Source organism: Janthinobacterium kochi (assembly GCF_051380715.1).
Taxonomy (GTDB): Bacteria; Pseudomonadota; Gammaproteobacteria; order Burkholderiales; family Burkholderiaceae_D; genus Janthinobacterium.
Map to the genome: position 1 here is coordinate 743,198 of NZ_JBNYXO010000001.1, position 13,866 is coordinate 757,063.

Here is a 13,866-nt window from a genome sequence, read left to right on the forward strand (position 1 = left end):
ATCCATGGCAAAAGATGCAACACCGAGCGCCGTGAAGCCGTATATTCCGGCCGATGCGAAGCTGCCCGAGATGACCTTCCGCGCGCTGTTCATGGGCGTCATCCTTGGGATGGTCTTTGGCGCCTCCTCGCTGTACCTGGTGCTGAAAGTGGGCCTGACCGTCAGCGCCTCGATTCCCGTCGCCGTGATCGCCATCACCCTGTTCGGCCTGGCCAAGAAGGTGGGCGGCAAGGATTCGTCGATCCTGGAAAACAGCATCACGCAAACGGCCGGTTCGGCCGGCGAATCGCTGGCCTTTGGCCTTGGCGTGACCATGCCCGCCATTTTGATCCTCGGCTTCGACCTGGAAATCTCGCGCGTCATGCTGGTCGGTATCCTCGGCGGCCTGCTGGGCATCCTGATGATGATCCCCATGCGCCGCACCATGATTGTCGATCAGCACAAGGAACTCAAATTCCCCGAAGGCACGGCTTGCGCCGAAGTGCTGAAGGCGGCCGCCACGGAAGAATCGCGCATCGCCGCCGGCGAAAGCATCGAGAAAGACTCGGCTGCCGCGCTGGACGCCAAGCGCCGCGCCAAGATCATCTTCGGCGGTTTTGCCGTCGGCTTGCTGTATAAAGTGTTCAATATCTCGTTCAAGGGCTGGAGGGATACGCCGGGCGTGGAGTTCGCCGCGCCGCTGAAGGGCGGCTCCATCGGCGCCGAGATTTCCCCTGAATTGCTGGGCGTGGGCTACATCATCGGCCCGCGCATCGCTGCCACCATGGCGGCCGGCGGCGTGCTGTCTTACTTGCTGCTGATCCCGATGATCAAGTTCTTCGGCGACAGCCTGACCACCGTGCTCTCGCCGGGCACCAAGTTGATCAGCGAAATGGGCGCCGACGACGTGCGCAGCGCTTACGTGCTGTATATCGGCGCGGGCGCCGTGGCCGCCGGAGGCCTGATTTCGCTGGTGCGCGCCATGCCCATGATCTGGCGCAGCCTGTCGGCTGGCCTGAAAGGCCTCGGCAAGGGCGTCAAGAACAACTCCACCCTGCGCACCGACCAGGATATCCCCCTGAAATGGGTCATCATCGGCTGCCTGTCCATCATCGCCGTGATCACCTTCGCCACGCCGCTGCACATGAATTTCCTCGGCGCGCTGCTGATCCTCGTCTTCGGCTTCCTGTTCGCCACCGTGTCGTCGCGCCTGACGGGAGAAATCGGCTCCTCGTCGAACCCGATCTCCGGCATGGCCGTGGCCACCTTGCTGTTTACTTGCCTGATCTTCCTGATCATGGGCTGGACGGGCGGGCGTTACTATGTGACCGCCTTGTCGGTGGGCGCCATCGTGTGTATCGCTGCCAGCAATGCCGGCACCACGTCGCAGGATTTGAAAACCGGCTACCTGGTGGGCGCCACGCCGCGCCTGCAGCAATACGCGATCCTGGCCGGCGCGCTGTCGTCGGCGCTGATCCTCGGACCGATTCTGCTGAAACTGAACGAGGCGAGCACCGTCTACGTGCCGGCCGCGCAAGTGGCGCCTGGCCTGACGGTTGATGCGTCGAAGCTGACGGTGACGGGCGAGCTGCATGGCCCGCAAGCCGATACCGACCACAATACGTATAAAGTCTGGCAAAAGACCGATACCGTGGGCGGCCCGGCCGGCAAGTATTTTGTCAAGGACGATGGCCAGCTGGCTTACCTGGTCGATCCGGGCATCAATGGCCATTACAGCAAGCGTCCCGACGGTTCGGAAGTGAAAAAATACGATGCGCCGAAAGCCGTGCTGATGTCCTACATCATCAAGGGTATCCTCGACCAGCAACTGCCGTGGACCCTGGTGCTGTTCGGCGTGATGATCGCCGTGGTGCTGGAAATGGCCGGCATCCCGTCACTGGCGTTTTCGGTGGGCGTGTACCTGCCGCTGTCGTCCACCTTGCCGATCTTCGTCGGCGGCCTGGTGCGCTGGCTGGCGGACCGCCGCAACAACAAGCTGGAACACAACGCCAAATTGAACGACGAAGAGCGCCAACTGGCGGGAGACCGCAGTTCGGGCGTGCTGCTGGCGTCTGGCTACATCGCCGGCGGCGCGCTGGCCGGCATCATCATCGCCATTACGGCCGGCGTGCTGACGCACTTCGACCAGATGATGGCCGACTGGGCCGAGCATGGCAACCCGTTCTACGCAGGCTTGCACTCGGATGCGCTGTCCCTGCTGCCGTATGCGATCATCATCGTGCTGCTGTATAGCGTCGCAAGAGAGAAAAAGACGAACCGCCCGCAGGCTTGATGTTCTAGCCTATCCAATGAAAACCGCCCGGTGTCATGACGATCCGGGCGGTTTTTTTATGCGCGCCCGATGCGCCGCGCCGCCAGCTGCGCCGCGCTGGCGTAGATCGTCACGTTGTCGGCCGCCAGCCGGTGCAGGTGATCATAAAACGTCTGCGCCGGAATGACCCACGACGCCGCATCGCCGACCTGGCCATTCACGCGCAGGCCGGCGGCGTCGAATTCCCGGTGAAAGTAGTCGCGCAGGTCGCCGCGGCCGGGATGGTCGATGCGGTGCTGCGCGACTGCCGGATCGAAAGGGCGCACGGGCACGTCCCAGCGACGGCCGGCGTGGTCCAGGCAGGCCAGCAGCGTTGTATCGTTTTCCCACACGGGCACGGGAAAGGCGTCGCCCATGGCGTCTTCCAGTGCGTGATAGAACGTCACCGGTCCCATGGAGATGCCCAGACCCAGCACCTTCGCGTGCTCGCAGCCGATGAAGCGCTGCCAGGGCGAGTCCATGCCGAAGATCGAGGGCGCGCGGTGGTGCGCTTCGGTGAGACCGGCGGCATGGCGGCCCCACGCGGACACGGAGTGTGTCGGGTGGATGCTGCGATGGATCGCATCACTGGCCAGGAAGGCTTCCGGCAACCGCCCCATGTGCGTGCCATGGCGGCGCGGATCGAACACATAATCCGGCATGGCGCAGGTGGCGCGCAGCGTGCCGCCGGGCAGATAGTAGGTGGGCAGCAGCAGGGTGCCTTGCGGGCCGACGGCGTCCTGCAGGGCGCGTATCACCGCCAGCGCGCCGCCTTCCACGTAGCCGAGGCTTTTCAGCGAAGAATGCACGAACAGCGTATCGCCTGGCGCGATGCCGAGCCGTGCAAGATCGGCGGCCAATCCGGCGCGCGTCACATGGGGCGCGCTGTGGCGCATGTGCCGGGCGCTGGCGGTGCGGCGCCACGCTTCCAGCGCGGCCCTGGCGGCGCGCTTGGCCTGCTCAAGCATCGCCGGCTTCCCGCGCCAGCTCCAGCTCCAGCAGGTTGGCATCGATGCAGAATTTGGCGGCCCAGTTCAGGTAAGCCCAGGTGCCGTAGTCGCCATCGATGGGAAACGAACCCTTGACGCCGCCGCGCGCGTGCGCGGGGCCGTCGATGCTGACCGAGCGCCGCACGTAGCGGTTCAGGCGGCGCCCCGCATCGAGATAGCGCCGCTCGCCCGTAAGCTGGTACAGCAGGAACAGACAATGCGCGTTTTGCGCGGAACCCGTGAGGCAGGCGTAGCTGGCCCCCGGCTGGAAGTCCGGACCGAGGCGGCCCGCCAGATAGCCATCGGCCGCCACGGCCTTGGCGACGCTCGTGCCGGTGCGCGCTGCGGCGTGCAGCAGGTCGGCGCGCGCCGAAAAGCGGTGCGCTTCGAGCACGCCGCGCAAGGCGTAGCCGATGGTATGGGTCAGGGGCAGCAGCGGGTTGTCGAGGCAGTTCGAGGCGAACCAGCCGTTGGGACGCTGTTTGCTCAGCGCCCAGTCGACCTGGCGCAAGCCGGCCGCGCCATAGCCGTGGCCCGGCGCGACGCGCTCCGCTTCGAACAAGCCCCATGCCACGTGCGTTTCGTAGGCCTTGTCGCCGGCGCTGGCGAACGGCGTCGGATGCCTGCGCCAGCAGCCGTCGGCATCCTGGCTGTCGCGCAGCCAGCTTGCCGCGCGGTGCATGGCGTCCTGGTATGCCGCGCCGTAGGCTTGCACGCCGGCGGCCAGGCCAAGCAGGATTTGCCCCGTGTTGAAGGTGACCGGCACGCGCGGCGTCGAATCGATCTTCCCGCCCTGGAAACCGCCTTGCGGGAACTGGATGGCCGCGCACCAGTCGAGCATGCGCCGCGCGCGCCCGTGCAGGGCATCATCCCCACCATGATCGCCCGTGCGCTGCGCCAGGGCGATCATGGTGGGGATGATGTAGCCGGTGGTCTCGGGGTAGGAGCTCGACCAGCCCGTCAGCAAATTGTAGTCGCGCGCGACGCCGCCGTCGTTTGAACTGGAATGGTCTTGCGCCGCGCATAGCCAAGCGGTGCAGGCATGGATGACGGCTTGCGGGCCGGGGTCGACGGCGGGCGGGCCGCGCCGATCCGACAGCCGCTCCATGCGCGCCGCCGCCGGCAAGCCCGCCTGCGGCACCAGTGTGTTCCTGAGCTTCGTGAGCAAGGTGTGCATGGCAGTAATGGACAGTAAAGGCGTGGTGGTGGGTTCCGGCTACTGTAGCGCTGGCAGCCGGCAGGGCCATTGACTTGCCGCAAGGATTAGCCGCCGCATCGCTGCCGCCGGAATTGACGCAAATTGACGCATAATAGCTACTTCACCATCGTTGACGAGGCCCGCCATGAACAATGTCACGCTTGAGTACTCGGTCGTCACCAATCCCGACTCCTTTGTCGGCTTCAAGTACTACGTCAAGGCGGGGCAGGCATTCGATGCCGACGATTTCGCCTATTCCTACAAGCTGAACCGGTCCGACCTGGACCCGGACAGCGTGCTGGCCACCCGCGAGGCGGCGGCGAATTTGCAGCCGGGCGAGTGGCTGACGGTGTCGCATTCGATTGCGGCGTAGCGATACTGCTGCGTGTTTCTTGTTTCACTTTACCGGCCCGCCAGGGACATATGCATCTGACTCTTTCAGCATTTCCTGATATCTCTATTGTTCCAACCTTGGCTGAACACGCCGAAGCGCTCGCCACCCTGGTCGGGGAAAACCGTGAACACCTGCACGCTTTCCTTCCCGCCGTGGTGCAACTGGCGTGCGTCGACGATGCCAGGGCCTATCTGGAAGCCGCTGCCGCGCGCGCCACCAGCGGTGAAGTGCTGGAATGGCATGTTTTTTCCGGCACGGCTTTATGCGGCAGCATCCGCCTGAAAGACATCGACGCAGCGGACCGCAATGCCAGAATCGGCTATTACCTGGCCCGCCAGTTCCAGGGCAGGGGCATCGCCAGCGCTGCGGTACGCGCCGTCCTCGCGCATGCGTTTGGCGTGCTGCAGTTGCACCGCATCGAATTGCAGTGCGCAGCAAGCAATCATGCCAGCAGTGCGCTGGCCGGGCGGCTGGGATTTATGCACGAAGGCGTGTTGCGTCAGGCGGAATTATTGAATGGTGCGTTTGTCGATTTGCATGTGTATGGCTTGCTGCAGCCGGCTTTTGTGCCGGATGGTGCTGCCCTTGGCCTGGCCTGAACCAGGCCCGCAGTTCATCCTCGGCGCGTTGCGCCGCCGCCTGCGTCAAGGTCAGCACGATGACCTTTTCCTGCGCCGGTCGGCACTCATCGCCGGCGGCCAGTTCGATGGCGTGCTCGAAACTGGTGTAGCAGGGGCCGAATTCATGCGGGCATTGCTGCACGATGCGCGCCGCCTTGCCAGCGCTCCGGTCGGCCAGGTTGACGACGGGATTGCCGTCATTAAATGGCTGACCGTTGGCAAACGCCGTGCGCAGAGATACAGTGTGCATTGGCCGTCGAGGAAGGCCATGCGTGCCTGCCAGTAGGCTTGTGCTGCCGCATAGGCGGCATGGTCCTCGAGAAAATCGGCAAACAGGAAGTCGTTCATCATGGTTTCCTCGGCTAGATGCCGAACACTTTCAAGATCGCATCGGTGAAACCCTCGAACCAGCTGCCCACCTTGCCGGGCTGCTTGCCGTGGCGCGGGGTTTCTTCGTACAGGTAGATGCCGTTGTCGCCGTCGAAGCGGTCGTTGAGCAAGGCTTGCTGGCCGCGCAGGTAGGGGATGAAGGTTTCGCTGCGCAGGGTCGAGTACTGCACGTCGGTGCTAAAACCCAGGGTGGCGCACTGGCTGATGGAGCGGCCCTGGCCCGCCCGCTCCAGGCGCACGCCGCGGCAGCCGCGCACGATCAGGGTGACGGGGCCACGAAAGACGATGAAGCGCAGCTGCAGGGTGAGCCAGGCGTGCAGGCTGCCCAGGCGCCAGTGGCTCGATATCGCCAGCGGCTGGCCGGCGTAGCAGATCAATCCCACCAGGCCCCGTGGCTGAAATACCAATGCGCTGCCGGCGGGCAGGTGGATGATGGCCACTTCCAGCAGCGGGTCGTCGCTGGCGGAGATCGTCACGGATGCCGTGGTAGCGCTTTCCAGCCGGGTCAGCGCCACCATGCCGGCGGCCAGGCTGGTGAACGGGAAGCGCCAGTCCAGCAGCCATTGCGTGCATTTATGCGTGCTGACGGGCGACGATTGCAGGTATTCGGGGTGGATCAGCATCTGCTGTCCAGGTTTGAGTTGCAGCGCCTGCGAGACGGCAGAGATACGCGACTCTCCATGCGGCGGCAGGGGCAGGGAGCTGCCCGCGATTTGCAGCTCGCGCGCGATCGACAGCGGCGGCAAACGGGAAGCGATAGGCGCAAGCACGAAGTAAAAGAAGGCCTTGATGGCAACGGGCAGCGCGATGGCCGACAGTACCAGCAGGGCGGCCGTGGGCGCCACGTCCATGACGGGAGCGCGCCAGCGGGCGATCCAGTTGCGCGCCAGCTGCCCTTCAGCAGCCTTGATCGCCGCCTGCACGGGCGCCAGCGCGCCGCTCAAGGCTTGCTCGTTGATGGCGAATGGCGCGGGGCGGGCGGCGTTCGTGGCGTCGATGGTGCGCGCGCGCTGCGCTGCCCAGGCCTTGTAGGCTTGCAGATTGATCTCGCGCAAGCGCTGGCCCTCGGCTTCGAGCTGCGACAGCTGCGCATAAGCGTCGCTGCCGGGCAGGCGGGCCGCCAGCGGGTGTCGCGCCTCCAGCTCCCGGCGCTGGGCCAGGTTCTGCTGCAGCGCCGCATATGCGCTGACGTGTTCCGCGTGCAGGCGCGCCAGCGTGTGCCGCGCATCTTCGCCGCTGATCGCTGCTTGCAAAGAGGTCAGATAACGGGCTTCCTGCGCCAGCACTTCGATTTCCACGCGGCGCGCCGCTTCCTCCTGCGCATGCAAGGCCAGCGTGCCCGTGTCGGGCAGGGGAATAGTAAACAGCGACGGCTGTTGTTGCGCGCGCAGCTGGCGCAGGTGCGCCTGCACTTGCTGCAGGCGGGTGGCGATGACGGTCTGCGAGGCGTGTTGCAGGGCGTTGATCCTGGCCGTGGCGGCAGCGGCCAGGCCGGCGCCATGGTTGCCGGCGCCGCCGGCGGCCAGCCTGAGCGCGGCGACGGCCTCGCTTCCGGCGCTGTAGGCGCGCCATTCGGCCAGCAACAGGCGTCCGGCCAGCAGGATGACGATGAACAGGGCGAACTGCAGCGCGTGGCGCAGCAGGAAGCGCAGGATGGCCGTCAGCAGCTGGCGCAAGGAGATACGTCCTTAGCTGGCCGCGCTATCGGCGTCGGCGCAGCATTTTTTATACTTTTTGCCGCTGCCGCAGTGGCACGGGTCGTTGCGGCCCGTCTTTGGCACGTCGCGCAGCATGGTGGCGCCGGGCTGGCTGTGTGCCTGGCTTTTCAGGTGGCGCTGGCGCGCCCAGGCCGCATTGATGGCAATGACAGCGGGAATCACGCCATCCATGGCCGTTTCGGCCGCATCGTCGTCGAGCTCGCTGGCAGCGGCCAGGTGCTGGAACGGCGCCAGGTATTGCGGGTGGCTGACGGCCAGGGCCGCCCATTGGGGCTTGTCCAGACTGGTGCCCAGTACAAAACCTGCGCACCAGGCGGGCACGCTCCATTCGGGGCCGCAGACGTAAATGGGCTCGAAGCTGTCCGGGTCCTTCGCCAGCCATTCGACCATGTAGGCATGGTGGCGTCGGGCCAGGCTGGCTGCCCGTTCGCTGTCAGCATCCGGCGCGGGCGCCGTGGTGCCGGCCGCCTTGTCCCACACCCAGGGCAGCCATTGTTCCAGCGTGATCTGTTTCGGGCTCAGGGCGACGGCCGTGAGAAAGCCTTCCAGCATGGAGACATCCATGGCGGCGCCGGCCAGGGCGGGCGCCGCCAGCAGGGTGTCGAGTTCGGCGTATTCGTCGTCGGAGAGGGGCGTGGTGGTGGAGATGCTGGACATGGGATTTTTCAGTAATGTGGGTGGATGGCCGGTGGCCCTGGCGGTATTGTACCGCTCGCCCAGGAGAAAACGGCTGCCGGAATGAAAAACGGCGGCCCGCAGGCCGCCGTCTTTATCCAAGGCAGAACGCTTACTTCACGCCGTGCATCAGTTTGTTGATCAGCGGTGCGATCAGGAACAGCACGACGCCGGCGCCCAGCAGGGACCAGAAGCCGAAGGTGTAGCCGGACAGGGCTGATTGCACCGACATGCCGCTCGTGCCACTGACGTGGCTGGCGAAGATGCCCGACAGGTTGTTGCCGATACCGGTCGACAGGAACCAGCCGCCCATGCCCAGGCCAACCAGGCGCACTGGCGCCAGTTTGGTGACCATCGACAGGCCGATAGGCGACAGGCACAGCTCACCGATCGATTGCAGCACGTACACGGTGGTCAGGGTCCAGAACGGGATCTTGTTATCGGCGCCAACCAGGCTCGACAGAGCGAAGATCAGCAAACCGAAGGCCAGTGCATTGCCCAGCAAGCCCAGGCCGAATTTGCGCGGGATCGAAGGGTTGACGTTGTGGCGCGCCAGGAAGACCCAGATGGCGGCGATGATCGGCGCGAAGACGATGATGGCGACCGAATTGACGGTCTGGAAATAGGCGGTCGGGAAGATCCAGAAGCCCAGGTCGCGGTTGACGATCTTGTCAGCCAGGAAGGTAAACGAGCTGCCAGCCTGTTCGAAGAACATCCAGAACAGGATGTTGAAGACGAAGATCAGCAGCATGGCGATGACGCGGTCGCGCGCCACTTTGCCGTTGCGGATGCCTTCGATCATCAGCATGAAGGCCAGGCCGATGAACAGCACGGTCAGGACGATTTGCAACTTTTCAGCGCCGACGGTCAGCAGGAAGTACATCAGCGGGATCACGCACAGCGAGCCGACGGCCACCCAGACGACGCGCATCGGGTTGCCGGAACCGGCCTCCGGTGCGCCGATGCCCTTCAGGGCGCGGCGGCCGATGAAGAACCATACCAGGCTGATCAGCATGCCGAAACCGGACGCCATGAAGACCATCTTGTACGAAGGCATGGCGCTGGTGCCGAAGATCGACTCGGCCAGCCACTGGGTGAAGACGGGCGCAACCATGGCGCCCATGTTGATGCCCATGTAGAAGATCGTGAAGCCACTGTCGCGGCGCGGATCGGCTGTCGTGTACAGCTTGCCGACCATGGTCGAGATGTTCGGCTTGAACATGCCGTTACCGACGATCATGGTGGCCAGGCCCAGGTTGAAGATGTCCTGGTTCGGTACCGAGATGCAGAACAGGCCGGCAGCCATGAAGACGGCGCCCAGCAGGATCGAGCGCTGGTAACCGATGACCCGGTCGGCGATATAGCCGCCGAACAGGGCGCCGGCATACACCAGCGCGAGGAAGGAACCGTAGGTCAGGTTGGCCGCTGCCTGTCCCGAACCATCGCCGCCGTGGAACTGGGCAACGATGTACAGTACCAGCGCCCAGCGAACTCCGTAGAACGCGAAGCGTTCCCAGAATTCAGTCATGAACAACATCCACAATGGGCTTGGATGGCCCATAATCTGCTTGAACTCGGGAATAACGGCTTCCTTGTTGGGCGTAGTCGCACCGCTCATGCGGTTCCTCCTGAAAAATTATTATAGTCAATCGATAAAACAAACTTATGGAAGCCTGCGGGCGGCGGGGACTCTCATGAAGAACCTCACGCACGGGAATTCCAATAGGCTGGCATTCTAATCTACAAATTGCGCTGAGCGAAGATTTCGATTTGCATTAGCAAGAATGACTGTTTCATATTGGTCAAACCGGTTTGCAGGCAAGGGCGGCCGGGGCGATTTGGCGGCGCCACAGCACAACTTGCCCGACTTGTCGTATATTAAGGCTGCAAGACCTTCGAGCATCGATTTTTAAAGGGATTTTTCGCATTATGGAACACGACGTTATCGATACTCTGGTTTCACCGGAAGGCCGCCTGGACGTGCTCTCCAAGACTGAAGTCAACAAACTGCTCGACACCAGCCAGGGCGGCCTGTACAACACCTTCCGCCGCTGCGCGCTGGCGGTCTTGAATTGCGGCAGTACCATCGACGATGGCCGCGCCTTGCTGGAGCGCTACCAATCGTTTGAAATCTCCATCATCCAGCGCGAGCGCGGCATCAAGCTCGACATCAAGGGCGCGCCAGCCATCGCCTTTGTCGATGGCAAGATGATCAAGGGCATCCACGAGCACCTGTTTGCCGTGCTGCGCGACATCATCTTCGTCAGCGATGAAGTCACGGGTAACCCGAAATTCGACTTGCAGAGCACGGAAGGCGTGACGGACGCCGTCTTCCACATACTGCGCAACGCGAACGTGCTGCAAACCCAGCTCAACCCGAACCTCGTTGTTTGCTGGGGCGGCCATTCGATCAACCGCGCCGAATACAATTATTCGAAGGAAGTGGGCTACCAGCTGGGCTTGCGCGGCCTTGATATCTGCACCGGTTGCGGCCCGGGCGCGATGAAGGGGCCCATGAAAGGCGCCACCATCGGCCACGCCAAGCAGCGCCTGCACAATGGCCGCTACCTAGGCATCACCGAGCCGGGCATCATCGCCGCCGAATCGCCGAACCCCATCGTCAATGACCTGGTCATCATGCCGGACATCGAAAAACGCCTGGAAGCGTTCGTGCGCGCCGGCCACGGCATCGTCGTGTTCCCCGGCGGCGCCGGCACGGCCGAAGAGATTCTGTACATCCTCGGCATCCTGCTGCACCCGGACAATGCCGAGATTCCATTCCCGCTGATCTTCACGGGACCGGAAACCTCGCGCGAGTATTTCGTGCAGATCAACCAGTTCATCAGCGACACGCTGGGCCCGGAAGCGCAGCAGCGCTATAAGATCATCATCGACGACCCGGAACTGGTGGCGCGCGAAATGCTCGAAGGCATACGCCTGGTGCGCGAATTCCGCAAGGCGCACAGCGATGCGTATTACTTCAATTGGCTGCTGAAGATCGACCACGAGTTCCAGAAGCCGTTCCAGCCCACGCATGAAAACATGCGCAACCTGAGCCTGCACAAGAACCAGCCCACGCACTTGCTGGCAGCCCAGCTGCGCCGCGCGTTTTCCGGCGTGGTGGCGGGCAACGTCAAGGACGACGGCATCCGTTCGATCGAAGAGCACGGCAACTTTGAAATCCATGGCGACAAATCCATCGCCGGCCCCATGGACGCGCTGCTGGCCTCTTTCGTGGCGCAGCACCGGATGAAACTGGCGGGTACGGCGTATGTGCCTTGCTACACCGTGGTCCAGTAAACAGTCTTGACACCATCGCGCCGCCCACCCCCTGCGTTTGCCGGGGGAGGGTGGCGCTTTTCACATTTGGCCCCCAGCATGTGCTTTCGCTACCACAAGTAATCAAATCGCTTGCGTCATCGATGCGTGGGTGCTATCTTTGGAACCGGTTCCAAAATAAAAATATGCAAGTCAACAGGTAGTGGAGAACAAGCTTGGATTCAGTACGCGGCAATAAAAAAACCCTCTCCGGCGAGCCGGCACGGCCCGTGACCATCGCCCAGGTGGCGCGCGAGGCCGGTGTGTCGAAGACCAGCGTGTCGCGCTTTCTCGGTGGTGAACTGGACGCTTTGTCCGAAAACATCCGCCAGCAGATCGAAAGCACCATCGCGCGCCTCGGCTACCAGCCGAACCAGATGGCGCGCGGCCTCAAGCGCGGCCGCACGCGCCTGATCGGCATGGTCGTGGCGGACATGCTGAACCCCTACACGGTGGCCGTGCTGCAAGGCGTGGAGGCGGCCTGCCAGCAGCATGGCTATACCTTGATCTTGTGTAATACCGGCAATGACGAACAGCGCGAACGCCAGTCGCTGGCCGCGCTGCGTTCGTACAGCGTGGAAGGCCTGATCGTCAACACGCAGGGACGCAACATCGAATCGTCCGACTTGCAGCAGGCGGACATGCCCATCGTGCTGGTCGACCGCCGCATCGAGGGCGCCGATTTCGACCTGGTGGGCCTGGACAATGTGCAGGCGGGTCGCCTGGCAACCCAACACTTAATCGAGCAGGGTTTCGACGCTATCGCCTTCGTCGCGCCGCCCTTGACGGGCGTCAGCTCGCGCCTGATGCGCGCCGACGGCTTCCAGTCCGTGATGGCCGAGCATCCGGGCTGCGTGGGCGCAGTGCTGGCGGTGGACCTGGACGACCGTCCTTCCATCGACGCACAAGTGCGTCTATGCCTGGCGCAGTGGCACGGCCGCCGCGTGGCGCTGCTGGCCTCGAACGGCATGGTGGCGCTGGAACTGGCGCTGATGCTGCAGCGCCTTGCGCTGCGCATGCCGGAGGACGTGGGTCTGCTGGGCTTTGACGAATTGCCGTGGTCGCCGCTGGCGGGCCTGAGCACGATCGAGCAGCAGACCTATGAAATCGGCTTTACGGCGATGACGTGCATGCTGTCGCGTCTGCAGGGCGAGCAGTGCCCGCCGCGCGAGGTGCTGTTGCCAGGTAAGTTGATTGTGCGCAACTCCACCCAGCGCAGCGCAGAACGCAAGGACGGCGATTGACGGGGAAGAGGGCGTTGCCCTTTTTTTTGGGGAAGGTATGGAACCGGTTTCATAGAATGTTTTCACACTGGAAAGGGGCGTGGAGCGGCAGGCAGGACAATGGTTGCACGAGGTTGTAACGACACGGCAAGAGACGATCTGAATCGTCCATTTGACAATATTCCCGGAAGTGCCTCGACGAGGCCGGTACCGGGATCACAGGAGACGGAAAAATGAAGATGACGACACTGTTTTACGCGAAGTTCGTGGCTTGCGCGCTGGCAGCAACGTGTGCCCTGGGCGCGGCCGCCGACGCTGGCGCCCAGACGCTGGGTGACTTGATCAAAAAAGGCAAGCTGACCATCGGCGTGGTCAGCGGCACGCCGCCGTTTGGCAGCATCGACGCCAAGGGGGCGCCCATCGGCTATGACGTCGACGTCGCCAACCTGATCGGCAAATACCTGAACCTGCCGGTGGAAGTGGTGCCGTTGACGGCGCCGTCGCGCGTGCCGTCGCTGGAATCGGGCAAGGTCGACTTCCTCGTGGCGACCCTGGCGCCCACGCCGGAACGGGCCAAGACCTTGATGTTCACCATGCCCTACAGCGCGTTCGAACTGGCGATCGTCGCGCCGGTCGGCGGCAAATTCAAGGCCCTGGCCGACTTGAAGGGCAAGAAGGTAGGCGTGACGCGCGGCACCACGAATGACACGGCGCTGAGCCGCATGGCGCCAGCCGGCACGGCCATCGTGCGTTTCGAGGATGACGCCACCGTCACCCAGGCCTTGCTCAGCAAGCAGGTCGATGCCGTCTCTATCCCCAGCACGATGGCGCTCGACATCATCAAGACACGCGGCGCGGGCAAGATCGAGGTCCGGTTCACGTATTCCGTGCAACCGAATTCGATGGCCGTGCGCCGCGGTGACTTCGAGCTGCACCAGTGGCTCAACAATTTCATCTACTACGTCAAGCTGAACGGCGAACTCGACGCCATCGCGCGCAAGTGGAGCGGCGCGCCGCTGCCGCCATTGCCGACCTTCTGATACCGCAAGCC

General features: G+C 63.6%; 12 protein-coding genes. 6 read left to right on the forward strand and 6 right to left on the reverse strand.

Going from position 1 to position 13,866, the window contains the following annotated elements; genetic code table 11:
* The first annotated feature begins 4 nt into the window (after positions 1 to 4).
* Positions 5 to 2,272, forward strand: a complete 2,268-nt coding sequence (locus tag ACQ4WL_RS03480) for an OPT family oligopeptide transporter (RefSeq protein WP_436508099.1) — start codon at positions 5 to 7, stop codon at positions 2,270 to 2,272.
* A gap of 56 nt (positions 2,273 to 2,328) precedes the next feature.
* On the opposite strand, the gene ACQ4WL_RS03485 is transcribed toward ACQ4WL_RS03480, so the two are convergent.
* The gene (locus ACQ4WL_RS03485) at positions 2,329 to 3,258 is read right to left on the reverse strand and encodes an AAC(3) family N-acetyltransferase (protein WP_436508100.1); all 930 of its coding nucleotides are present in this window, start codon (positions 3,256 to 3,258) and stop codon (positions 2,329 to 2,331) included.
* Positions 3,251 to 4,456, reverse strand: a complete 1,206-nt coding sequence (locus ACQ4WL_RS03490) for a prenyltransferase/squalene oxidase repeat-containing protein (protein ID WP_436508102.1) — start codon at positions 4,454 to 4,456, stop codon at positions 3,251 to 3,253. The genes ACQ4WL_RS03485 and ACQ4WL_RS03490 overlap by 8 nt, the downstream gene beginning before the upstream one ends.
* A 166-nt stretch (positions 4,457 to 4,622) precedes the next feature.
* Between ACQ4WL_RS03490 and ACQ4WL_RS03495 the strand changes: the two genes are divergently transcribed.
* Together ACQ4WL_RS03495 and ACQ4WL_RS03500 are read left to right on the forward strand one after the other, a co-directional pair.
* Entirely contained in the window at positions 4,623 to 4,850 is a 228-nt protein-coding gene (locus ACQ4WL_RS03495; protein ID WP_035819625.1) for a hypothetical protein, read from the forward strand.
* Positions 4,851 to 4,948: 98 nt separating this feature from the next.
* Entirely contained in the window at positions 4,949 to 5,470 is a 522-nt protein-coding gene (locus ACQ4WL_RS03500; RefSeq protein WP_436508104.1) for a GNAT family N-acetyltransferase, read from the forward strand.
* A gap of 51 nt (positions 5,471 to 5,521) precedes the next feature.
* Here the strand turns inward: ACQ4WL_RS03500 and ACQ4WL_RS03505 are convergent, their stop codons facing one another.
* From ACQ4WL_RS03505 to ACQ4WL_RS03520, 4 genes are all read right to left on the reverse strand, one after another.
* Positions 5,522 to 5,842, reverse strand: a complete 321-nt coding sequence (locus ACQ4WL_RS03505) for a hypothetical protein (protein ID WP_436508105.1) — start codon at positions 5,840 to 5,842, stop codon at positions 5,522 to 5,524.
* A gap of 11 nt (positions 5,843 to 5,853) precedes the next feature.
* The gene (locus ACQ4WL_RS03510) at positions 5,854 to 7,557 is read right to left on the reverse strand and encodes an intermediate filament family protein (RefSeq protein WP_436508107.1); all 1,704 of its coding nucleotides are present in this window, start codon (positions 7,555 to 7,557) and stop codon (positions 5,854 to 5,856) included.
* 12 nt (positions 7,558 to 7,569) lie between these two features.
* Positions 7,570 to 8,256, reverse strand: coding sequence for a UPF0149 family protein (locus ACQ4WL_RS03515; protein ID WP_436508109.1), 687 nt, complete (start codon positions 8,254 to 8,256; stop codon positions 7,570 to 7,572).
* 130 nt (positions 8,257 to 8,386) lie between these two features.
* Positions 8,387 to 9,892: a peptide MFS transporter gene (locus tag ACQ4WL_RS03520; RefSeq protein WP_436508110.1), complete on the reverse strand. Its 1,506-nt coding sequence runs from the start codon at positions 9,890 to 9,892 to the stop codon at positions 8,387 to 8,389.
* 311 nt (positions 9,893 to 10,203) lie between these two features.
* On the opposite strand from ACQ4WL_RS03520, the gene ppnN reads away from it, so the two are divergent.
* The 3 genes from ppnN (at position 10,204) to ACQ4WL_RS03535 (ending at position 13,855) form a co-directional block, all read left to right on the forward strand.
* Positions 10,204 to 11,574, forward strand: coding sequence for a nucleotide 5'-monophosphate nucleosidase PpnN (gene ppnN, locus ACQ4WL_RS03525; protein WP_436508112.1), 1,371 nt, complete (start codon positions 10,204 to 10,206; stop codon positions 11,572 to 11,574).
* 194 nt (positions 11,575 to 11,768) lie between these two features.
* Positions 11,769 to 12,836 carry a LacI family DNA-binding transcriptional regulator gene (locus ACQ4WL_RS03530; RefSeq protein ID WP_436508113.1) on the forward strand — a complete coding sequence of 356 codons (1,068 nt, stop codon included), beginning with the start codon at positions 11,769 to 11,771 and terminating at the stop codon, positions 12,834 to 12,836.
* Between the two features lie 212 nt (positions 12,837 to 13,048).
* On the forward strand, positions 13,049 to 13,855 hold the full coding sequence (locus tag ACQ4WL_RS03535) for a transporter substrate-binding domain-containing protein (RefSeq protein ID WP_436508114.1): 807 nt from the start codon (positions 13,049 to 13,051) through the stop codon (positions 13,853 to 13,855).
* Positions 13,856 to 13,866: the final 11 nt, after the last annotated feature.